Source organism: Devosia sp. CN2-171 (genome assembly GCF_049354815.1).
Taxonomy (GTDB): Bacteria; Pseudomonadota; Alphaproteobacteria; order Rhizobiales; family Devosiaceae; genus Devosia_A.
Map to the genome: position 1 here is coordinate 3855970 of NZ_CP186479.1, position 20328 is coordinate 3876297.

21 protein-coding genes are annotated in these 20328 nt (G+C 64.7%); 15 read left to right on the forward strand and 6 right to left on the reverse strand.

The window, feature by feature from the left end:
* Nucleotides 1-36: 36 nt before the first annotated feature.
* The 9 genes from ACOYW5_RS19160 to ACOYW5_RS19200 all read left to right on the forward strand — a co-directional run bounded on the left by ACOYW5_RS19160 (nucleotide 37) and on the right by ACOYW5_RS19200 (nucleotide 8886).
* Nucleotides 37-1188, forward strand: coding sequence for a mandelate racemase/muconate lactonizing enzyme family protein (locus tag ACOYW5_RS19160; RefSeq protein WP_423066481.1), 1152 nt, complete (start codon nucleotides 37-39; stop codon nucleotides 1186-1188).
* Nucleotides 1189-1232: 44 nt separating this feature from the next.
* Complete coding sequence (locus ACOYW5_RS19165) at nucleotides 1233-2504, forward strand: ABC transporter substrate-binding protein (protein WP_423066482.1); 1272 nt, start codon at nucleotides 1233-1235, stop codon at nucleotides 2502-2504.
* A 234-nt stretch (nucleotides 2505-2738) separates the two neighbouring features.
* Nucleotides 2739-3665 carry a carbohydrate ABC transporter permease gene (locus ACOYW5_RS19170; protein ID WP_423066483.1) on the forward strand — a complete coding sequence of 309 codons (927 nt, stop codon included), beginning with the start codon at nucleotides 2739-2741 and terminating at the stop codon, nucleotides 3663-3665.
* Nucleotides 3652-4566 carry a carbohydrate ABC transporter permease gene (locus ACOYW5_RS19175; RefSeq protein WP_423066484.1) on the forward strand — a complete coding sequence of 305 codons (915 nt, stop codon included), beginning with the start codon at nucleotides 3652-3654 and terminating at the stop codon, nucleotides 4564-4566. Before ACOYW5_RS19170 ends, ACOYW5_RS19175 begins: the two co-directional genes overlap by 14 nt.
* Nucleotides 4567-4581: 15 nt before the next feature.
* Complete coding sequence (locus ACOYW5_RS19180) at nucleotides 4582-4902, forward strand: L-rhamnose mutarotase (protein ID WP_423069502.1); 321 nt, start codon at nucleotides 4582-4584, stop codon at nucleotides 4900-4902.
* 10 nt (nucleotides 4903-4912) lie between these two features.
* Nucleotides 4913-6091 carry an aldose 1-epimerase family protein gene (locus ACOYW5_RS19185; RefSeq protein WP_423066485.1) on the forward strand — a complete coding sequence of 393 codons (1179 nt, stop codon included), beginning with the start codon at nucleotides 4913-4915 and terminating at the stop codon, nucleotides 6089-6091.
* On the forward strand, nucleotides 6091-6855 hold the full coding sequence (locus ACOYW5_RS19190; RefSeq protein ID WP_423066486.1) for an SDR family NAD(P)-dependent oxidoreductase: 765 nt from the start codon (nucleotides 6091-6093) through the stop codon (nucleotides 6853-6855). Before ACOYW5_RS19185 ends, ACOYW5_RS19190 begins: the two co-directional genes overlap by 1 nt.
* Nucleotides 6856-6925: 70 nt before the next feature.
* The gene (locus ACOYW5_RS19195; protein ID WP_423066487.1) at nucleotides 6926-8119 is read left to right on the forward strand and encodes a CaiB/BaiF CoA transferase family protein; all 1194 of its coding nucleotides are present in this window, start codon (nucleotides 6926-6928) and stop codon (nucleotides 8117-8119) included.
* Nucleotides 8116-8886, forward strand: coding sequence for an enoyl-CoA hydratase/isomerase family protein (locus ACOYW5_RS19200; protein WP_423066488.1), 771 nt, complete (start codon nucleotides 8116-8118; stop codon nucleotides 8884-8886). Before ACOYW5_RS19195 ends, ACOYW5_RS19200 begins: the two co-directional genes overlap by 4 nt.
* Here ACOYW5_RS19200 and ACOYW5_RS19205 read toward each other — a convergent pair.
* Genes ACOYW5_RS19205 through ACOYW5_RS19225 form a run of 5 tightly spaced genes read right to left on the reverse strand, consistent with a single transcriptional unit; the run spans nucleotide 8873 to nucleotide 12821 of the window.
* Nucleotides 8873-9772, reverse strand: coding sequence for an ROK family protein (locus tag ACOYW5_RS19205; RefSeq protein WP_423066489.1), 900 nt, complete (start codon nucleotides 9770-9772; stop codon nucleotides 8873-8875). The genes ACOYW5_RS19200 and ACOYW5_RS19205 overlap by 14 nt on opposite strands.
* Nucleotides 9769-10647 carry a carbohydrate ABC transporter permease gene (locus ACOYW5_RS19210; RefSeq protein WP_423066490.1) on the reverse strand — a complete coding sequence of 293 codons (879 nt, stop codon included), beginning with the start codon at nucleotides 10645-10647 and terminating at the stop codon, nucleotides 9769-9771. Before ACOYW5_RS19210 ends, ACOYW5_RS19205 begins: the two co-directional genes overlap by 4 nt.
* Nucleotides 10634-10897, reverse strand: coding sequence for a hypothetical protein (locus ACOYW5_RS19215; protein ID WP_423066491.1), 264 nt, complete (start codon nucleotides 10895-10897; stop codon nucleotides 10634-10636). Before ACOYW5_RS19215 ends, ACOYW5_RS19210 begins: the two co-directional genes overlap by 14 nt.
* Nucleotides 10894-11556: a carbohydrate ABC transporter permease gene (locus tag ACOYW5_RS19220; RefSeq protein ID WP_423066492.1), complete on the reverse strand. Its 663-nt coding sequence runs from the start codon at nucleotides 11554-11556 to the stop codon at nucleotides 10894-10896. Before ACOYW5_RS19220 ends, ACOYW5_RS19215 begins: the two co-directional genes overlap by 4 nt.
* A gap of 5 nt (nucleotides 11557-11561) precedes the next feature.
* Entirely contained in the window at nucleotides 11562-12821 is a 1260-nt protein-coding gene (locus ACOYW5_RS19225) for an extracellular solute-binding protein (RefSeq protein WP_423066493.1), read from the reverse strand.
* Nucleotides 12822-12999: 178 nt separating this feature from the next.
* Here ACOYW5_RS19225 and ACOYW5_RS19230 point away from each other — a divergent pair, with 178 nt between their 5' ends.
* From ACOYW5_RS19230 to ACOYW5_RS19240, 3 genes are read left to right on the forward strand one after another with little or no spacing between them, the layout of a single operon-like run.
* On the forward strand, nucleotides 13000-13746 hold the full coding sequence (locus tag ACOYW5_RS19230) for a GntR family transcriptional regulator (protein ID WP_423066494.1): 747 nt from the start codon (nucleotides 13000-13002) through the stop codon (nucleotides 13744-13746).
* The gene (locus tag ACOYW5_RS19235) at nucleotides 13743-15302 is read left to right on the forward strand and encodes a DUF4127 family protein (protein WP_423066495.1); all 1560 of its coding nucleotides are present in this window, start codon (nucleotides 13743-13745) and stop codon (nucleotides 15300-15302) included. The genes ACOYW5_RS19230 and ACOYW5_RS19235 overlap by 4 nt, the downstream gene beginning before the upstream one ends.
* Nucleotides 15299-15976 (forward strand): N-acetylmannosamine-6-phosphate 2-epimerase, encoded by a 678-nt coding sequence (locus tag ACOYW5_RS19240; protein WP_423066496.1) that lies wholly within the window; start codon nucleotides 15299-15301, stop codon nucleotides 15974-15976. Before ACOYW5_RS19235 ends, ACOYW5_RS19240 begins: the two co-directional genes overlap by 4 nt.
* A 3-nt stretch (nucleotides 15977-15979) precedes the next feature.
* On the opposite strand, the gene ACOYW5_RS19245 is transcribed toward ACOYW5_RS19240, so the two are convergent.
* Nucleotides 15980-16633 (reverse strand): GntR family transcriptional regulator, encoded by a 654-nt coding sequence (locus tag ACOYW5_RS19245; RefSeq protein WP_423066497.1) that lies wholly within the window; start codon nucleotides 16631-16633, stop codon nucleotides 15980-15982.
* A gap of 285 nt (nucleotides 16634-16918) precedes the next feature.
* On the opposite strand from ACOYW5_RS19245, the gene ACOYW5_RS19250 reads away from it, so the two are divergent.
* Genes ACOYW5_RS19250 through ACOYW5_RS19260 form a run of 3 tightly spaced genes read left to right on the forward strand, consistent with a single transcriptional unit; the run spans nucleotide 16919 to nucleotide 20322 of the window.
* Nucleotides 16919-18034, forward strand: a complete 1116-nt coding sequence (locus ACOYW5_RS19250) for an ABC transporter ATP-binding protein (RefSeq protein ID WP_423066498.1) — start codon at nucleotides 16919-16921, stop codon at nucleotides 18032-18034.
* Between the two features lie 38 nt (nucleotides 18035-18072).
* Nucleotides 18073-19329, forward strand: a complete 1257-nt coding sequence (locus ACOYW5_RS19255) for an ABC transporter substrate-binding protein (RefSeq protein WP_423066499.1) — start codon at nucleotides 18073-18075, stop codon at nucleotides 19327-19329.
* 57 nt (nucleotides 19330-19386) lie between these two features.
* The gene (locus tag ACOYW5_RS19260) at nucleotides 19387-20322 is read left to right on the forward strand and encodes a carbohydrate ABC transporter permease (protein ID WP_423066500.1); all 936 of its coding nucleotides are present in this window, start codon (nucleotides 19387-19389) and stop codon (nucleotides 20320-20322) included.
* Nucleotides 20323-20328: the final 6 nt, after the last annotated feature.

Sequence of the window (20328 nt, forward strand, 5' to 3'; positions counted from 1 at the left end):
CAGTCTTGAACACTAGTCGATCAGAGATCGCCACTTATGCGCATTGTCGAGTTCCGCATCACCCGTTTCCAGTTCGCCCGCGACCGCGTGATCGGTGATAGCCAGGTACGCGCCGACGACGTGAACATAGCGGCGCTCGAGCTGATTGCCGATACCGGCGCGGTCGGCCTGGGATTTATCCAGACCTTGTTTTTCCCGCTGCCCGACCAGGCCGAGATCGAACGGGTGTTCCGGTCGGAAGTCTGGGCCGGTCTTGAAGGCCAGCCGCCGGCGGCGCTCGTCCATCGCGTCGGCCGTCCACGCGGCGGCAACCAGCGCGCCTTCACGCTGCCCTTCCATGAGGCGCTGCAGGTGGCGCTCTGGGATCTCGCGGCCAAGGAAGTGGACCTGCCGCTGCACCAGCTGCTCGGCAGCCGCCGCGACAAGGTCGAGGCCTATGCCAGCGGGCTCGACTACCATCTCTCGGACGACGAGTTCGCGCGCTTTTTCGCCCATGCCAACGCGATCGGCTACCGCGCCTTCAAGATCAAGGTGGGCAACCCCGATTTCGCCTGGGACCTCAACCGGCTGAAGATCCTCAAGGACGTCGTCCGCAAGGACGCGCTAGTGATGATCGACGCCAACGAGGCCTGGGGCGCCAAAGAGGCGCTGGTGAAGCTCACGACCATCCGCGACGCCGGGTTCGAGTTGCTGTGGGTCGAAGACCCGATCCTCCGCAACGACCATGCCGGGCTCAGGATGCTCAAGGACGCGGCCAACTGGACGCTGATCAACTCGGGCGAATATCTCGATGCGAACGGCAAGCGCCTGCTGATGGAAGCGGATGCGACCGATATTCTCAATGTGCACGGCCAGGTGACCGACGTGATGCGCATCGGCTGGCTCGCCGCCGATCGCGGCATACCGGTCAGCCTCGGCAATACCTTCCTCGAGGTCGGCATCCATGCCGCCTGTGCGCTGCCGGAAGTGCAGTGGCTCGAATACTCGTTCCAGAATTTCGACCATCTCGTCGACCAGCCGGTCGAGATCCGGGATGGCTGGGCCTATGCACCGGACCGTCCGGGCCATGGTCTCGTCCTGAACGAGACCGCCCGCCGCGAGTGGGCGCGCCCCAATCTTTTGCCGCGCTCCGAGCTCGGCGAGGCCCCGTTCAATCCGCGCGTCGCGAACACGCTGCGCGCGGCCTGAAACTGATCAACACGACTTTTGTCATCCAGGGAGGAGACATCGTTATGAATCTTTTGCGCACCACCGTGGCGCTCTCGGCGATCCTCGTCGCCGGCGCCGCCCTTGCCCAGGACGGAGCCATCACCGTCTGGGCCGATGCGACCCGTCAGCCGGCCGTCGAGGCGTTCATCGCCGCTCATCCGGAAGTGCCGGTCAACCTCGTCCTCGACGATGGTTCCTCGGGCGCTTCGGGCACGTTCCAGACCAAGATCAGCCTCGCCGACCAGGCCAATGAAGGCTGGCCGGACGTCGTGTTCTCGACCCAGAACAACGATGCCGCCTGGGCCGCCCGCGAGAACAACGGCGCACAGGCCTTCGCGCAGGTGCTGAACGAGGGCTTCCTAGACCAGGCTTTCCTTGATGGCTTCACGCCGGGCGCGCTCGACCCGGTGACCGTCGACGGTAAGGTCTATGGCCTCCGCAACGACCTCGCGCCGGTGCTGTTCTGGTACAACAAGACCCTGCTCGATCAGTTCGGCTACGCCGCCCCGACCACCTGGGAAGAGTACCAGGCGCTGGGCGACAAGCTCGCCGCCGAGCATCCGGGCTACTTCCTCGGCGCCATCGGCGACGCCTTCCCCGGCCCTTATGTCTACTACTGGTCCGGCCAGGCCCCGATCTTCCAGGTCGAAGGCGAGACCTTCAGGTCGGACACCTCCGATCCCAATTCGGTGAAGGTTTCGAACCTCATCGACCACATGGTCGCCAACAAGACACTGACGCTCGACAGCCTGTTCGGCGCCAACTTCGTCGCCACGGCCGACAAGCTCGTCGCCATCCCGGGCGCTGCCTGGTATGCGGGCGCGCTGTTCCAGAACCCGGGCGGCGTCAACGCCAAGGCCGGCGACTGGGTGGCGGCTCCGCCGCTGAAGTGGGCTGACGGCGATGCTGTCACCGGCAATGTCGGCGGCGGCGTCTGGTACGCTTCGAGCCATACCCAGAACCCGGAGGCGGTGAAGACCTTCCTCAAGTTCATCGTTTCTGACGAGAAGATCGCCGGGACCGGTGGTCTGCCGGCTTATCAGGCGGCGGCCGACAAGTGGCTGGAGACGCAGGCGGCGAGCGGCTTCTATGCCGGCGACTTCAAGGCCGCCATCCAGGCGGCCGCGTCGAGCGTGTGGAGCGGCTGGGGCTACCCGAACTTCTCGCCCGAAACGGCCTGGGCCAAGATCATCACTCCCGGCCTCGCGGCGGGCAAGACGATGACCGAACTGAGCCCCGAGTGGGAGCAGGAAATGAAGAACGAGGCGCAGGTCGTCGGCTATACTGTCGAGTGACAAGCGGCTTGAGCTTGCCGAGGGCGCGTCGTGCCCTCGGTTCTACAATGGTCGGGCAACCATGCGCTGAGTGCGCCTCCTGCTCGATTTCATCCCTGCAACAGCAGGGACCCATGTCACCTCTGGCGCGGGCGGCGAGTTGGGTCCCTGCTTTCGCAGGGATGACAGCCGGTGGGGGTAAGATACTCCGCGGCCACGAGTTCTTATCCGCCTAGTGCCTGGGAGTCGCCGTAAGTGAGCACGATCGAGCATAGCGCCGCCGCCCCGGCGCTCGAACGCCCGAAGAAGGGCGTGAGCGTCGAGCGCGCGCAGGGCCGCATCGGCATCCTGTTCGCGACGCCCTACACGCTGTTCCTGATCGTCTTCGGCATCCTGCCGGCGCTCTATGCGATCTATCTCGCCTTCACCAAGAAGAATGCCTTTGTCGGGTTCGACAACTTCCTCAAGGTGTTCAAGGATTACCGCTTCCTGCCCGCGGTGGAACATGTCGGCATCTTCATCGTCGTCTGGCTGGTGCTGCTCGTGGTGCTGGTGGTGACGCTTGCCATCCTCGTCCACTCGATCGGGCTGCGCTGGTTCTCGGTCGCGATGCGCTTCGTCTACTACATCCCCGGTGCGCTGGCCGGTGCGTCGAGCGTGATGCTGTGGCTGTTCGTGCTCGATCCCACGGTAAGCCCGGTGTCGTGGCTGCTGCAGGCGGTGGGCATCGAGACCTTCGTCGGCGCCGTCGAGGCAAGCCGGTTGCCGATCGTGCTCGCGGTGATCGCGTTCTGGACCGGCGCCGGCGGTTGGATCGTCATCATGTATGGCGCGCTCAACAATATTTCGAAGGACGTGATCGAGGCCGCCCGCATCGATGGGGCCGGGCCGATCCAGATCGCCTGGTCGATCCAGATCCCGCTAATGCGCAAGTGGATCGCCTACATGGTGATCATGAGTTTCGCCGGGGGGACGCAGCTCTTCGTCGAGCCGCGCGTCCTGGCGCAGGCGAGCCGCGGCGTGGTGGGGCAGGACTACTCGCTGAACCAGCTCGCCTTCCTCTATGCGTTCAAGCAGAACGACTTCAACGGCTCGGCGGCGATCTCGCTGGTGCTGCTGGCCGTCGCCGTCGCGCTCTCCATCTACTTCGTCTTCAAGGGTGGTCTCTTTGAGCGCGCCTAGTTCGGATATCGTGGGCGGCCGGTCCAGGGACCTGTCGCCAGGAGCATGGCTGGGGCGCGCCTTCGGGGTCCTCATCCTCATCGTCTTCGCGCTGTTCTTCGTCGTGCCGCTGATCTGGCTGTTGATCGCGCCGACCAAGACCGATCGCCAGCTGCTGCTCGAAGCGCCGTTCGCGCCGGGCGATATCGGCACGCTCATGAGCAACTGGCAGAGCCTCATGACCTTCCAGGGCGGGCTGATCTGGACCTGGATCGGCAATTCGGTTTTCTACTGCGTGTCGGCACTGGTGATCACGCTCGGCATCTCCATCCCGGCCGGCTACGCGCTGGCGATGACGGAGTTTCCGGGGCGGCGGCTGCTGCTGATCGTGACGTTGATCGTAATGCTGATCCCGAGTACGGCGCTGGTGCTGCCGATCTTCCTCGAGCTTAGTGCTGTGCGGCTGATCGGCAATCCGCTGGCGGCCATCCTGCCGTTCTCGTTCTATCCGTTCGGGGTGTACCTCACCTACATCTACTTCTCGACCGCGGTGTCGCGCGATCTGCTGTCGGCGGCGCGCATGGACGGGGCCAACGAGTGGCAGGTGTTCATGAAGATCGCCATGCCGCTCGCGACGCCGGTGATCGCGCTGGTCGGCTTCTTCAGTTTCACCGGCAACTGGAACAACTACTTCCTGCCCTACGTGACGCTGCCGGGGAGAAAGGCGCCGATCCAGGTCGGCCTCGCCGAGCTGCTCTCGAACGTCCCGGCCTTCAACCCGACCAATGCCGCGTCGACGACGATCACGCTGTCGGCCCTGGCGCTGGCGACACTGGTGGCCATCGCCCCGGTGCTGCTCGTGTTCCTGTTTGCGCAGCGTTATCTCGTTTCCGGCATGACCGCCGGCGGCACCAAGGAGTAGATCGTGGTCCAGCGCATGGGCATGGTGATCGGCGTGAAACCCGAGAAGCTCGACGAGTACAAGCGGCTGCACGCCAAGCCGTGGCCGGAGATGAATGCGGCGCTGAGCGCGGCGAACATCGGCAACTATTCGATCTACCTGCGCGAGCCGGAGATGCTGCTGTTCGGGTACTGGGAGTACACCGGATCGGACTACGCGGCCGACATGAAGGTGCTCGGCGAACGCTCCATCACCAAGGAGTGGCTGGCGCTCACCGACCCGTGCCAGGCGCCGCTCAAGACCGCCGCCGAAGGCGAGTGGTGGAGCATGATCCCCGAAATCTACCATCTCGACTGAGGAGTCCCCGATGGTGAAGCTGAACGGGCGGACCTATACCCGCCGCGAGATCGCCGAGCATGCGGGCATGCTGAGCCAGTTCGCCGGCGTGCGGCTGATGGAGCTGTCGGACGGGGTTGAGCGCGGCATCCGCATGCTCGAGTTTCGCACCGGCTCGGGGCTGCGGTTCACGGCGCTGGTGGATCGCGCGCTCGATATTGCGGACTGCGAGTTCAAGGGGCAGGCTATCGGCTGGAACTCCCCGGCCGGCTTCCGGCATCCGGGGCTGCATGAATACGAGGGCGAGGGTGGGCTGGCATGGGCGCGGTCGTTCTCGGGGCTGCTGGTGACCTGCGGGCTCGACCACATCCTGTTTATGAACGAGGTGCCGGCGGACAATTACGTCTATTCGCCGAAGCAGACGGTCAGGCACTCGCTGCATGGGCGGGTGGGGACGATCCCGGGCAAGCTCACCGGTTATGGCGAGGAATGGCGCGGCGACGAGTGCGTGCTGTGGGCCGAGGGCGTGGTGCAGCAATCGGCGGTGTTCGGCGAAGACCTGCACCTGATCCGGCGGATCGAGGCGGATGTCGGCGGCAATGAAATCCGGATCAGCGACCGGGTGGTGAATCACGGCTTCTACAAGACGCCGCACATGTATTGCTACCACATCAATGTCGGGCATCCGGTGCTGGACGAGGGCTCGCGCTATCTGGCGCCGATCACCGACGTGGTGTGGGCGGCGCATGCGGGCGACGATTATCGCAAGCAGGGCGCGGGGTATCGCACGCTGCCGGCGCCAAAGCTCGATTTCCATGAGCAGGTTTGGCAGCACGAGCTCGGGGCCGATGTTGATGGCAAGCAGTTTGTGGCCTTGGTCAACGATCGTGTCGGGATCGGCTTCGAGGTCGAGACGCGCAAGGCGCAGTTCCCGTGTCTCTACGAGTGGCAGAACCTGCAGGCCGGGCAGTATGCGCTCGGCATCGAGCCCTCCACCAACCATGTGCTCGGCAACCTCGCGGCGCGCGAGCGCGGCGAGATGATCTGGCTGCAGCATGGCGAGGAGAAGCGCTATGACAGCGTGTTCCGCGTGCTGGACGGGACTCAAGACATCGCGGCGAGCGAGGCACGGATACGGGCGATCTCCGGCCAGCCGGAGAACGAGTATCCGGCGATTTCGGGCAACCATCTGAAGATTGGCGGGCGCTGATGGGGCAGGACCATTTCGGCTCGCTGGCCGGGCGGACCATTCTCTACACCGGTGCTGCCGGCGGGCTGGGGCTCGAGACGACGCTCGAAATGCTGCGGTCGGGAGCAAAGGTGATCGCCATCGATAATGATTCGAAGAAGGTCGCGGCGCTGCGGGATGCAGCGAAGGATTTGCCGGGACTGACGGTGGCGATGCTCGATCTTTCGGATCTGGCCGGATTGCGCGCCGGGCTGGAGAAGCTCTCGGGCGAGGTCGGCGGGTTCGACATCGTCATCAACAATGCCGCGATCTATCCGAGCAAGCCGTTCGAGGCCTACACGATCGAAGAGATGCAACTGGTGCAGCGCATCAACGTGGATGCGGGGATCGTCTGCGTGCAGGTGGCGCTGCCGCACATGAAGTCGGCGAAGCGCGGGCGGATCATCAACATTTCGTCGGTGACGATTTCGGGCGGCTGGTCGGACCTGACGCCCTATGTGCAGTCGAAGATGGCGCTGGTGGGCCTCACCCGCTCCTGGGCGCGGGAGTTCGGCAAGCACGGGATTACCGTCAACGCCGTGGCGCCGGGGGCGTTTCCGACCGACGCGGAGAAGATCCATCCCGACCTGCCGGCCTACGAGAGTCGCATCTATGAGGCGCAGGCGCTGCAGCGGCGCGGGGCGCCGGCTGACATCGCCAATATCCTGATGTTCCTGGCGTCGGATGCGGCTTCGTTCATCACGGGGCAGACCATCCATGTCGATGGCGGCTGGGTCATGCACTGATGCGTGCGGGGGTGGTGCTGACTGATAGAGACGGCCTTCCACCGACCTTTTCTCCTTTGGAGTTTTGACTATGGGCATCCTGTCCGGTTATCGCGTTCTCGATTGTTCCATCGCCATGGCTGGGCCCTTTGCGGCGCAGCGGCTCGGTGACCTAGGGGCCGATGTGGTGAAGGTGGAGCCTGTGACCGGCGAGTGGCAGCGCCACACGGCGGCGGGCGGAGCGCGCGGCAACAAGGTCAACGTCTCGTTCCTGTCGCTCAACCGCAACAAGCGCTCGCTCGCGGTGGACCTCAAGGACCCCGACGGCAAGGCGGTGCTGCTCGAGCTGGTGAAGACGGCGGATGTGTTTCTGCAGAACTATCGGCCGGGCGTGGCGAAGCGCCTTGGGGTCGACTACGAGACGCTTAGCGCGATCAATCCGCGCCTGATCTACGTGTCGATATCGGGTTATGGCGAGGATGGGCCGTATCTCAATCGGCCGGGGCAGGATCTGGTGCTGCAGGGCATGTCGGGGGCGATGCTATCGGCTGGGCGCGAGGGCGAGCCGCCGAATGCGGCGGGCCAGTATCTGGTCGATGGGATCACCGCCTACACGGCATTCGAAGGGGCGTTGGCGGCGCTGCTGCATCGCGAGCGGACCGGCGAGGGCCAGTTGGTGCAGGTGAACATGCTAGATGCGATCACCACGATCCAGATGCAGGAACTTTCGGTGTTCACCGTGGGTCACAAGCCGCAGATGCGGTCGGCCGAACCGCATGCGCATGTCTATATCCGCGCGCCCTACGGGGCGTTCGCGACGTCGGACGGGTTCATCATCGTGGCGTTTCCCAAGCTCGCAAACCTCGGGGCGACGATCGGCGAGCCGAGCTTTTTGACCATGGACGACGAGGTTGATACCTGGGCCAAGCGCGACGAGATTTTTGCCAAGACGCGCGACCGGCTGAAGACCAAGACGACGGCTGAATGGCTGGAGCTGCTGCGGGCGGCCGATATCTGGTGCGGGCCGGTCTATGGCTATGCCGACCTCGTCGAGGACGAGCAGATCAGGCACAACGGCACGTTCGTCGAGTATGAGCACCCGACCGAGGGGCACGTGAAGACGCCGGGCTTCCCGATCCGGTTCTCGAAGACGCCGTCGACGGTGGATCGTGGCGCACCGGTTGTGGGGCAGCACAGCCGCGACGTGCTGATCGAGGCGGGCTTCGAAGATGCCGAGATCGAGCGCCTGCTGGCCAAGGGCGCGGTGGCGGAGAACGGGGTATGAGCGACAACATTCTCGTTGCCCGCGACGGGTTCGTCGGGACGATCACGATCAACCGGCCGGAAAAGCTGAACGCGATGACGCCGGAGATGGCGGCGGCGCTGGTGGCGGCGGTGACGGAGTTCAACGCGGACGACGGCATCCGCTGCGTGATCCTGACCGGGGCGGGGGAGAAGGCGTTCTCCGCTGGATCGGACATTCGCACGCTCGATGACTACGATACGGCGTGGAATTTCAGGAACCGGCCGGATTATTGCGATGCGATCCGGGCGCTACTGAAGCCCTCGATCGCGGCGGTGAACGGGTATGCCTTTGGCGGCGGGCTGGAGACGGCGATGGCGTGCGATATCCGTATTGCGTCGACGAACGCGAGCTTTGCGGCGCCGGAGATCAAGCTTGGGTGGATCGGCGGCGGCGGCATGGCGGTGAACCTCGCACATGCCGTCGGGCCGTCGAACGCGGCGCTGATGGTGATGACGGGCGATCCGATCGACGCGGCGACGGCGGAGAAGTGGGGTCTCGTTTCTCGTGTCGTGCCGCAGGCGGAGTTGATGGCGGAAGCCAACAAGATCGCGCAGGCGATCGCGGCGCGGGCGCCGATTGCCGCGGAGACGGCGAAGCTCAATCTGCGGGCGGCTTGGGAGCTGTCGATCGCCAACGCGATCAGCTACGAGCGCGATTTGCAGGCGATCTGCTTTGCGACGGAGGATGCCAAGGAAGGGCGCGCGGCGTTCAAGGAGAAGCGTGCACCGGTGTTCAAGCGGCGGTAAGGGCCGCCAGGCCAGCGCCGATCAGACATGCCCTTGGCCCGAACTGAGCCGGGACGATCTCGACGGCTTTGCTGGCACCGAGGGCTTCACGCTTCGCTGCGGCCCGGGCAGGGACGAGCAGCATGTCGCCAAGGGCGAGGACGCCGCCGCCCATGACCACAATTTCAGCATCGACGACATTGTTGGCGCTGCCGATCACGGCACCGAGCACTTCGGCGGCTTCGGCAATCACTGTATTAGCGTCGCTGTCGCCGGATTGGGCGAGGGTGGCGATTTCGCGCAGCCGGGCATCGCGGCCGGTGCGGGTGCGATATTCTTCCTCCATCGCGGTGCCGCTGGCATAGGCCTCGAGATGGTCGGTGCCGCCGCAGGGGCAGCGGCGGCCGCGGCGGATGGGCGAGAGGTGGTGGCCGATGCTGCCGGCGATGCCATGGGTGCCGCGCTCGACCATGCCGTTGCGGGCGATGGCGCCGCCGACGCCGGTGCCGAGGGCGAGGAGGAGAGCGGACCGCTTGCCCTTGGCCGCGCCGAGCAGGGTTTCGCAAAGGCCGACGGCTTGCACGTCGTTGAGGACGGTCACCGGCATGCCGAGCGCTTCGGTCAGCCGCTGCCGGAGCGGGGTGCCGGCCCAGTTGGCGAGGTGATCGGTGGCGGAGGTGATCTCGCCATCCTCGCCGACGATGCCGGCGGTGCCGACGCCGCAACGGGTAACGCCCGGTCGGCGGACGTTCTCGGCGAGCCTGACTACCGTTGCGATGATCGCATCGGGACCTTCCCGAGCCGGTGTAGGCGCCTGCTCGCTCTCGATGATGGTGCCGTCGGCGGCGACCAGACCCACGAGGATCTTGGTGCCGCCGATGTCGACTGCGAGTGCGACGTCACTCACTTCAGCGCGCCCGTGGCGATGCCGCCGATAAAGTAGCGCTGGAAGACGAGGAAGATCAGGAAGGCCGGCAGCGTGAAGAGGACGCATGCCGCCATCAGCGGTCCCCACTGCACGCCGTGCTGGCCGAGGAAGGAGTAGAGCCCGATCGAGAGCGTGTAGCTCTCCTCGTCGTTCAAATAGATCAGCGGATAGAGGAAATCGGTCCAGGCCCAAACGAACTGGAACACCGCAGAGGTGATGAGCGCCGGCCGGGCGATTGGCAACACGATCGACCAGTAGATGCGGAACTCGGACGCGCCATCGACCTTGGCTGCCTCGATCAGTTCGTCCGGCACGCTCAACAGGAACTGACGGATCAGGAAGATGAAGAACGGCGTGCCGAGGAAGGCGGGGACGATCAGCGGCAGGATGGTGCCGGTGGCGCCGACATTGTTCCACATCATGTAGATCGGGATGAGCGTCACTTGCGGCGGCAGCATCATGGTGGCGAGCACCATGATGAAGAGCAGGTTCCGGCCGCGCCAGCGGAGTTTTGCCAGCGAATAGGCGACGAGTGGCGAGACCAGCACGGTGCCGAGGACGCTCAGCCCAGCGATGACGATGGTGTTGGTGAGAAAGCGGAAGAACGGAATCTGCGTCAGGGCGTTGGCGAAGTGCTCGAGGGTCCAGGTGCGTGGCAGCAGCTCCGGCGGCGCCATGAAGATCTCGTCGGAGACCTTGAAGGCGGTCGTCAGCATGACGACGAAGGGGAAGACGAAGACCGCGGCGAGGAGGATCACCAGCGCGTAGCGGTAGATCGTCATCAGCCAGCCGAAGCGGCCGCCGACGGGCACGCGCTCGCCGAGCGCAGCCCCGGTGAGTTCAGCGGTTGTCATAGAACACCCACTTCTTGGCCGACCACAGGATCAGCAAGGTTATGGCCAATGTCACGAACAGCAGCACCCAGGCCATGGCCGAGGCGTAGCCCATCTTCAAAAAGGTGAAGCCGTTCTGGAACAGGTAGATCGAGTAGCTCAGCATCGAGTCGCCAGGACCGGTGGCGGTCTGAGTGCCGAGGCCGGGATCCTTCGAGAGGACGAACGGCTGGGTGAAGACCTGGAGGAAGGCGATCAGCAGCACGATCACCTGGAACAGGGTGAGATCATCGGCCAGGTGATGTGCCAGAAGCGGCGTAGCGGTCCGGCGCCATCGAGTTCGGCGGCCTCGTAGAGCTCCTGCGGCACGTTCTTGAGCGCGGCGAGGTAGATCAGCATGGTGCCGCCGACGGTCCAGAGCATCAGCACGATCACCGAGATGCCGCCCCAGGCGGAATCGAGCAGCCAGTTGGGCTGGGGGAGGTGGAACCAGCGCAGGATCTCGTTGACGAAGCCGTATTGCGCGTTCAGCAGCCAGCGCCAGAGGAAGCCGGCGGCAACGGCGGGGACGATAGACGGCAGGTAGACGAGGGCGCGCCAGAGCGGCTGGCCCTTCAGCTTCTGGTTGAGGATGTGGGCGCCGAAGATCGAGATGGCGATATCGATGGGGACGCCGACAAAGGTGAAGAAGAGCGTGTTGTAGAGGCTCTTCCAGAATTTTGCGTCGTCGATCATCCGCTCATAATTGGCGAGCCCGACCCAGCGCGGTGCCTTGAACAGGCTGAAGTCGGTCAGGCTGTAATAGCCGGAGGCGAGGATCGGCCAGGCGTAAAGCACCAGAAAGCCAATGATGAACGGTGAGGCGAAGGCCAGGCCCTTGAGAAGGGCCCGGCCAGTCGGTTCGCGGTATTTGGGTTGTGGATCAGCCACTCGACTTACTGCTGGTAGGAGCCAACACGATCGGCAACGGCCTGGAGCGCCGCTTCCGGAGTAGCGCTGCCCTGCAGCACCGAGTCGAAGGCCGAAGCGAGATCGGCATTGTACTCGGCCATGTAGAGGGCCGGGGGCAGGCCGTGGGTGTTCGGGTTCTTCAGCGCATCGAGCCAGACCTTGAAGTTGGGGATGTCGTCGTAGGTGGCGCTATCCACCAGCGACAGGCGGCCCGGGAGGTTCGCCAGCACGTGGCTGAACTTTTCCATCGCCGGCGGGCTGATGAGATACTTGAGGAACTCGCCAGCGGCTTGTTTGTTCTGGGTGTTGGTCGGAATGAAGATGGTCGACACGTCAGCCCAGGTCGAGCCAAGGAGCTCAGGGGTCTCGCCCGGGACCTGCACCACGCCCCAGTCCAGACCGGCTTCGGTGTTGAACTTGGCGCGCCATTCACCCTCGAACACCATGGCGATCTTGCCCTGCGCGAAAGAGTCCTGGTCCGACATGTAGGGGCCGAAGCCAGCGACGAACTTGTTGTAGGCCGCTGGGGTCACGGGAGCCACCACATTGTCGTAGTAGAACTGCACGCCCTTGATGAAGTTCGGATCGGTCGGGGTCGGCTTGCCGTCGCGGTTCCAGTCGCCGCCGAAGGCGTAGCCGAGGGTCTTCAAACCAGCCGAGATATCGGTGAGGCCGAGGCCGAGCTGGGTGACGTTGCCTTCGGCATCGACCTTGGTCAGCTTCTTGATGGCGTCGGCGAGCTCGGCGGTAGTGGTCGGCGGGGTGACGCCGGCTTCATCGAGCAGCTTCTTGTTGTAGACGAGCTGGAAGTTGTGCGTGGCGATAGGCACCGAGTAGAGCACGCCATCGACGACCAGCTGCTTCATGATGCTCTCGGGGAAATCCGAGGTGTCGATGCCGAACTCGTCGAGCGGCAACAGGATGCCCTGGTTCGACCACGACGCGATGTTGGACGCGAAGTTGTCGGAGATATCGAAGGCGCCCTTGGCGCTCGACATCGAGGCGAGCTGCTTGGTCATATCCGGGCTCGAGACGCCCTTGACCACGATCTTGTCCTGGCTGGCGTTGAAATCGGTGATGATCTGCTCGAGCGCTGCGCCCTCGGCACCGCCCCACAGGTACGAGAATGTAATCTCGGTCTTGTCCTGCGCATAAGCGCCAAGCGCTCCACCGAACATCATGACCACGCCGAGCGCGGTCGACATCGCGGCCCCAGCCGCGCGTCCCTGAGCTTTCCGCTCCATCTGCAATCTCCCTTGGCTCAAATGCCGACAAATGGTGTAGCCCAATTTTTTCGGTGACGTCAACAAGGCGACATGATTGCCCATAAATGACACAGTCTGCGCAAATTGGAGTATACCACTGCTTGCGCGACGCGGGGCGACTGTGGTTGTATGGGCGCCAGAGAGAGGACCTCGATTCATGGCGGAAATCACCGGAAGCGGACGCGCGGGCAGCAAGGGCGCCCAGTTGCGGGCCTACCTGCTCGGCCTCATCGAGGGCGAGCTGAAGCCGCACGACCAGCTGCCGACGGAGCGGGAGCTGGCCGAGACTTTCGCGGTGACGCGCCTGACGGTGCGGCGCGCGCTCGATCAGCTCGGCTATGAGGGGCGGGTCTATCGCACGCAGGGCGCGGGAACGTTCGTATCAGAGCCGCGGATCGCGAAATCGGTAGAGCTGACCTCGTTCACGCAGGACATGCGGGCGCGGGGGCTGGTGCCGGGGTCGATGGATACCAAGGTCGAGGAAATCCCGGCCGGCGCGGGTATCGGGGCGCGGCTGGCGCTCAGCCCGCGTGACCTTGTGGCGCATATCTCGCGTGTTCGCACCGCCGATGGCGAGCCGATGTGCATCGAGGATACCTACATTCCGGCAAAGCTGGCGCCGGGTCTCGCCGAACGCGGGCTGACGGGCTCGCTCTATCAGCTGCTGACCGAGACCTACCACTTGAAGATCGAGAAGGCGGAGCAATCGATCCACGCCACGGTGCTCGATCCGCCGCTGGCGAAGCTGCTCGGGGTTCCGGAGTTCTCGCCGGCGTTCAAGGTGTCGCGGGTCGCCTATGACGCCAAGAACCAGCGCATCGAGTATGCCGAGAGCGTCTATCGGGCCGATCGCTATTCCTATGATTTCGTCATTTACCGCACGAACCGAGACAAGACCAATTGACGTCCACACGTGCCTTATCGCTCGCCTTCCTGCCGCTCGACGAACGGCCGGTGAATATCGGGCTGCCGGCCGGCATTGCGGCCATAGCCGGCGCAACGCTGGTGCTGCCGCCCGCTGAGCTGCTGCCGAAACTTCGCCAGCCGGGTGATGCCGATGGGCTCGGGCGCTGGCTCGAGAGTACGGCGGCGACGACCGGGGCGGTGATCGCGTCGCTCGATATGCTCTGTTATGGCGGGTTGATCGCGGCGCGGACGACCGGGGATGCGGCGCTTGCGGCATTCGGCCGGCTCGATGTGCTGCGGCGGCTGCATGCGGCGCATCCGGATTTGCCGCTCTGCGCGGTGTCGCTGGTGATGCGGGCGTCCAATTCCTACAACCCGCAGGAAGAGCCGGACTACTGGGCGCAGCATGGCATGGAGCTGCACCAGCTCGGGGCGCTGCATCATCGAGATTTGCTCGAAACGGTGGGTGGCAAGTTCGAGGGCAATGCTGCGAAGCTTGAGGCGTTGCGTGCGGAACTGCTCGGCGAAGTCGTCGCCGATTTCGAGCGGCGACGGTTACGGAACCACCAGGTGAATCTCGAGGCGATCGCGCTGGCTTCGGAGGGGGTGATCGATCCGCTGCTGATCACCGCTGACGATACGGCCGAGCATTCGGCCGGCTCGGCGGAGCAGGTCTGGCTTCGGCAGTGGACGAAGGTGCTGCCGATTGCCGGCGAAGTGCTGATGTATCCGGGGGCCGACGAGGTGGCGGCGGTGCTCGTGGCGCGGCAGCTCGGGGCGCATTTCGGCGTGGTGCCGGCGTTCACGGTGGAGTGCGCCGATCCGCCGGGCATGGAGCGGATCGCGAAATACGAGAACAGCCCGATGCGCGAGGCGGTGGAGCGGCAGATCCGGGCCAGTGGTTCGAGGATCGTCGATGATGCGGGCGCCATGTCGCTGGTGGTGCATGCGCCTGATCCGCAGCGGCGAGATCATTGCGGGATGGTGGTGCAGAAGAACAGGGCGGGCCACGATGGCACGGAGACGATCTTCGACGCCGACGACGCGGCTGAAGCGACGAAAACCGCCGACCTGATTGAGCGGCTGCTAGCCGCGGGCCGCGACGTGGCGCTGGCCGACCTGCGCTACTCGAATGGGGGCGACCCGCTGCTGGTCGAGGAACTGCACCGGCGCGGCATCCTGCTCGAGATGGTCGCCTATGGCGGCTGTAACACGGCGGGCAATGCGCTCGGCTCGGTGGTGGCAGCGGCGGCGGCGATCCAGATCGGGCGGGCGGCGGGGACGCTCGATGCGGGCGCGGCGAGGCGGATGCTGCTGCACCGGTTGATCGAGGATTTTGCCTATATGACGCTGGCGCGCAGGCCCTACAACGCGGGGGTGTACACGTTCCGGGATGCCAGCGAGGAAGGACGTGCCGAGGCGGCGGTTTGCGATGATCTCGACGCGTCGCTGAAGCGGCTGACCGGGCGGCTGGACCTTGGCATCGCGGATGTGCGCTTCCCCTGGCATCGCAGCTTCGAGGTCGACTTCACCATCACCGGGGATTTGTCATGAACCCCGTGCTGAAGCGGCTCGAACGCCAGTTGATCGTTTCGTCACAGGCGATGGATCCGCGCAGCCCGCTGAAGAGGCCGGACATCCTGGCGCTGATGGCGGAGGCGGCGGAGCTGGGCGGAGCAGGCGGGTTCCGTGTCGATGGCGCGGAGGTGGTAAGGTTGCTGCGGCCACGCACGACGCTGCCGATCATCGGTATCGCCAAGGACAATCGCGGCGGGTTCGACAACTACATCACGACCTCATCCGACGATGCAGCAGAATTGGCCGAAGCAGGGGCGGAGATCGTTGCGATCCAGGCCACCACGGGAACCCGGCCGGCCGAGAGTTTTGCCGAGATCGCGGCGACGGTGCACCGGCTGAGCAGGCTGGTGATGGCGGATATCGCGACGTTCGAGGAAGCAGAAGCAGCCGTGCGCGAGGGGGCTGACATGGTGGCGACGACCATGGTTGGTCACACGACTCAGACCGAGGGACAGGCGCGGCCGCCGCTTGAGCTGGTGGCGCGGCTGGTGGCGGAGCTCAGTGTTCCGGTGATCGTCGAGGGCGGGATCTGGACGCCGGAGCATGTGGCGCTGTCGTTTGCTGAGGGCGCCTTCGCGGTGGTGTGCGGTTCGGCGATTACGGCGCCGGATATCATCACCAAGCGGTTGGTGGCGGCGATTCCGGGGTAACAGCTAAGCCGCGAACGTCCGGTGGGTGGAGGCACGGAAGTGGGCTTCGAGTGCCGCGACAGCGCCCTCGACGTCGCGCCTTTCGAGGCACTCGATCACCTTGAGATGCTCCTCGATGGTCTGGAGCAGGGCACCGCGGAAGCCGGGGCGGCGGTGGACCTGCTGGGCCATGCGGATGTTCTCCTGCAGGCGTTGATGTGTATCGAGGATGGCGCGGTTGCCCAGTGCCTCGACGATCTCGCGATGCATGCGGCCATCGAGCGCGAGGAAGCGGATCTGCTCGTCCTCGAACGGGCCGCCATCGGTCAGGCTGGCCCGGCACTTCTCGTGGCTCTCGCGCATGTTGGCGAGCCAGTCCTCGGTGACGGTGTCGCCGAAGCTACGCAGTGCGAATTCCTCGATCATGATTCGGAACTGGTAGTTCTCGCGGATGAAGGCGACCTCGGGATAGACGATGCGGATGCCGGTGCGCGGCTTGATTTCGACGAGGCCGAATTCCTCGAGCAGCACCAGCGTTTCGCGCAGCGGCGAGAGCGACAGGCCGAGCAGGTCGCAGAGCTCGTTCTGCGTCACCACCATCCCAGGTGAGAGCGTGCCTTCCTGCATGGCGGCGCGGAAGCGGCGGTAGCCCTCATTGTCGGCGCGGACGTCGGTCATTCGTTCCTGCTGCGCGATGGCTCCCTGCCTTCGCAGGGAAGAGGTCGTCGGGTTGGTTCGCACTTTAGTCTATCAACCCGCCGTTCAAAAATCTCAGCTCGAGCACAGCAAACACAGGATTCTCCGAGGGTTCGACAGCGACGCGTGGAGGTCTCTGATCGATGTTGATGACTCACGGCTGCGCGCCAGCGCTTGACCTGAGATATTATTACTGCCCATTAATATCTCAAAGGGGAGGAATGCAATGCAGTCGTCGGTGCATCGCCACGCGGCCGGGGGTCGCTAGTGGCCGCGGTAGAGCTCAGGAATGTCAGCAAGTCGTTCGGATCGGTCAGCGTCATTGGGGGCGTCGACCTGACGATCGAGAAGGGCGAGTTCGTCGTCTTTGTCGGTGCGTCCGGTTCGGGCAAGTCGACGCTGCTGCGCATGATCGCGGGGCTGGAGACGGTCAGCGACGGCGACATCCTCATCGACGGCAAGGACGTGACGTTCGACGAGCCGGCCGAGCGCGGCATCGCCATGGTGTTCCAGAGCTACGCGCTCTACCCGCACATGAATGTCTACGACAACATCGCCTTCAACCTGCGGCTGGCGCGCTTCGACAAGGCCGAGATCGACAAGCGGGTGAAGGAAGCGGCGCGCATCCTCCGGCTCAATGAGTTGCTCGGGCGCTCGCCGGCGCAGCTTTCGGGCGGGCAGCGGCAGCGCGTCGCGATCGGGCGCGCCATCGTCCGCAATCCCAAGGTGTTCCTGTTCGACGAGCCGTTGTCGAACCTCGATGCGGCGCTGCGCGTGCAAATGCGGCTCGAGATCGAGCGGCTGCACCGCGAGCTCGGCACCACCATGATCTATGTGACGCACGACCAAGTCGAGGCGATGACGCTGGCTGACCGGATCGTGGCGCTCGATGGCGGCAAGATCCAGCAGGTCGGCCCGCCGCTGGAACTTTACGCGCGACCGAACAACCTGTTTGTCGCCGGCTTCATCGGTTCGCCCAAGATGAACCTGATGCCGGGGAAGGTCCTGAGCGCCACGGATGGGCGCGCGACGATTGGGTTCGATGCCAGCACTGGGTCAAGCGTCGATGTGTCGGCGCGCCATATCGGGGCCGGCGACGTGGTGACGCTCGGCGTCAGACCGGAAGCGCTCGAGGTGATCGGGGGCGACGCCAGTGTGCCTACCGGAATGGCGGCATTGCCGGCGCGGATCGAGTCCGTCGAGCGGCTCGGCAACGTCACTTACGCCTATCTCGATGGCGGCACGCCGGAGGTCATCACCGTGCAGGTGATGGGCGATGCGCCGCTCGAGCCGGGTCAGGACGTCAAGGTCGGGATCCGGCCATCGACATTGCACGTATTCGACGCCCGGGGCGCCGCATTGGGGCCGGAGGCAGTCAGCTAAGCATCGGGCGCGAGGCCCGGAGCATCAGGGAGGGACGTATGCATTTGAAGACTATGGCCGCGCTGTGCGGACTTATGGCCGGCGCCATCGCCGGGCCGGCAATGGCGCAGGTGACGCTGAACGTGTGGTCGGACACGCCGCGCCTCACCATGTTCGATCTCTACGACAAAACGCACGACAACGTGACGCTCAATGTCACCACCGTCGCGCCGGCCGACCTGATCGCCAAGATCCAGCTGGCACTGCAGGCGAAGTCCGAGATCCCGGACGTGATCTTCATGTCCGATATCGGCTACACGGCGCAGCTCTCGACGCGCCGGTCGAACTACCTGCTCGATCTCACCGACAAGGTGCCGCAGGCGCTGCAGGATGAGTTCTATCCGAACGGTAACTCGCCCTGCCATGTGAACGGCAAGCTGCTCTGCATGCGCAACGACCTCGCGCATATGATCGTCTGGTACGACAAACCGGCGATGGAAGCGCTGGGCAAGGCCGTGCCGACGACCTGGGAGGAATTCCAGAAGCTTGGTGAGGAACTGGCGCCGCAGGGCTTGAGCCTTGGCACCGGCGTCGAGGCCTTCCCGCTCTATGCCATGCTGGTTTCCGATGGCTGCGACATGGTGATGCCCGTCGAAGGCAAGGAAGACACGGTCAAGATCGACCTCACCACCGAGAAGTGCCTGAAGCCGGCGCGCATGGTCGACGCGATGCTCGCCAATGGTAGCCTAACCAAGGTCGGGCCGTTCGAGCCCGACTTCGTGGCGCTGGCCAAGGGCGGCAAGATTCCGCTGATGATCGGGCCGACCTGGTTCGGCGAGTACGTGATCAAGCCGACCTATGAATGGCCGGCCGGCAAGCTCGCCGCTGCCGCTCCGCTGAAGTGGGACGACCAGACGCAGCCGCTCACCTGGAGCTGGGGCGGTGGTACCTATGGCGGCTGGAAGGACACCGCGCATCCGGCCGAGGTCGTCGATCTCGTCACCTGGATGGCGACCGACGTCGCCAACCAGACCGCTGCGGTGACGCTGCCGGGTCACCGGCCGTCGGCCGAAGCCTGGGGCGCTCGTCTCGCCAGTGACGCCTACTACGCCGATCCGAACGTCTTCCAGGTGGAAGCCGATGCGGCGGCGTTCAGCCACCCCGGCTATGTCAGCCTTCGTTTCTCGGTGAGTGATGCGATCGCCAAGGTGGTGGTGCAGCCGCTCGCCAGCGGCGGCACGGTGGAAGGGGCGCTGCCGGCGCTGCAGACCGAGCTCACCAACCTCGCCAAGCTCAACGGCTACCAGGTCGAGTAACGACAACGGGGCGCGGTGGACCATCCTCCGCGCTCCGCTCAACGTGACGGGGCGGCAATGAGCGCGACGACGATAGGAGAAGCGACTGCGGCGATAGCCGGCGATCGGGCGAAACGGGCCCGGCGCAAGGCCGTGCGCGACACGCGCATGAGCTACCTGCTGCTCGCGCCCTACCTCGTGCTGCTGTTCATGTTCGGCATCTTCCCGATCGGCTACGCCTTCGGGCTGAGCTTCTTCGACACTATCGAAATGGTGTTCTGGGGTATCACGAACTACCAGTTCGTGTTCGACGATTTCCGCGTACCGGCGAGCGTCGTGAATGTCCTCGCCTTTGTCGGCATCTGGGTGTCGATCACCATGATCGGCGTTGCGACGCTGTCGCTGATGCTCGACAGCATCAATCGCAAGACCGCCAACACACTGCGGACGATCTACTTCCTCCCCGGCGCGGTGACATCATCGGCGATCGTGGTGCTGTGGCTGTTCGTGCTCGACCCGTCGGTCAGCCCGTTCCAGCCGGTGCTGCATACGATGGGCTGGGCGACGCGCGCCGACGTCATCGCCAGCATCGGGCTCGCGGGCATTTTCGCCATCATGGCGTATTTCTCGGCTTCGGGCGGCTGGATCGTGGTGTTTGGCGGGGCGCTCTCGAGCCTGCCCACCGAAGTGATGGAGGCGGCGCGCATCGATGGGGCCAACCGGTTCCAGCTGGCGGCGCGGATCAAGCTGCCGATGATCTGGCGCTCACTGGTGCTGATGGGGATCCTCAGCTTTGCTGGTGGTCTGCAGCTCTTCGTCGAGCCGCAGCTGATGGGGCTCGCGGGGCCGCAATTCGCCCAGAACGACTGGTCGCTGAACCAGATGGCATTCCAGTACGCCTTCCGCATGGGTGATTTCGGCGCCTCGGCAGCGCTTTCGACCCTGCTGGTCGGCGCCTCGATCATCATCGCGCTGGTGATCGTCTTCGCCACCAAATTCTACAAGATCGATTGAGGGCCA

Excerpts from the sequence above, each read along its gene's own strand:
- ACOYW5_RS19160 (WP_423066481.1), top strand. The coding sequence starts at position 37 with ATGCGCATTGTCGAGTTCCGCATCACCCGTTTCCAGTTCGCCCGCGAC.
- ACOYW5_RS19165 (WP_423066482.1), top strand. The coding sequence starts at position 1,233 with ATGAATCTTTTGCGCACCACCGTGGCGCTCTCGGCGATCCTCGTCGCC.
- ACOYW5_RS19180 (WP_423069502.1), top strand. The coding sequence starts at position 4,582 with ATGGGCATGGTGATCGGCGTGAAACCCGAGAAGCTCGACGAGTACAAG.
- ACOYW5_RS19185 (WP_423066485.1), top strand. The coding sequence starts at position 4,913 with ATGGTGAAGCTGAACGGGCGGACCTATACCCGCCGCGAGATCGCCGAG.
- ACOYW5_RS19190 (WP_423066486.1), top strand. The coding sequence starts at position 6,091 with ATGGGGCAGGACCATTTCGGCTCGCTGGCCGGGCGGACCATTCTCTAC.
- ACOYW5_RS19195 (WP_423066487.1), top strand. The coding sequence starts at position 6,926 with ATGGGCATCCTGTCCGGTTATCGCGTTCTCGATTGTTCCATCGCCATG.
- ACOYW5_RS19200 (WP_423066488.1), top strand. The coding sequence starts at position 8,116 with ATGAGCGACAACATTCTCGTTGCCCGCGACGGGTTCGTCGGGACGATC.
- ACOYW5_RS19210 (WP_423066490.1), bottom strand. The coding sequence starts at position 10,647 with ATGACAACCGCTGAACTCACCGGGGCTGCGCTCGGCGAGCGCGTGCCC.
- ACOYW5_RS19225 (WP_423066493.1), bottom strand. The coding sequence starts at position 12,821 with ATGGAGCGGAAAGCTCAGGGACGCGCGGCTGGGGCCGCGATGTCGACC.
- ACOYW5_RS19230 (WP_423066494.1), top strand. The coding sequence starts at position 13,000 with ATGGCGGAAATCACCGGAAGCGGACGCGCGGGCAGCAAGGGCGCCCAG.
- ACOYW5_RS19240 (WP_423066496.1), top strand. The coding sequence starts at position 15,299 with ATGAACCCCGTGCTGAAGCGGCTCGAACGCCAGTTGATCGTTTCGTCA.
- ACOYW5_RS19245 (WP_423066497.1), bottom strand. The coding sequence starts at position 16,633 with ATGACCGACGTCCGCGCCGACAATGAGGGCTACCGCCGCTTCCGCGCC.
- ACOYW5_RS19255 (WP_423066499.1), top strand. The coding sequence starts at position 18,073 with ATGCATTTGAAGACTATGGCCGCGCTGTGCGGACTTATGGCCGGCGCC.
- ACOYW5_RS19260 (WP_423066500.1), top strand. The coding sequence starts at position 19,387 with ATGAGCGCGACGACGATAGGAGAAGCGACTGCGGCGATAGCCGGCGAT.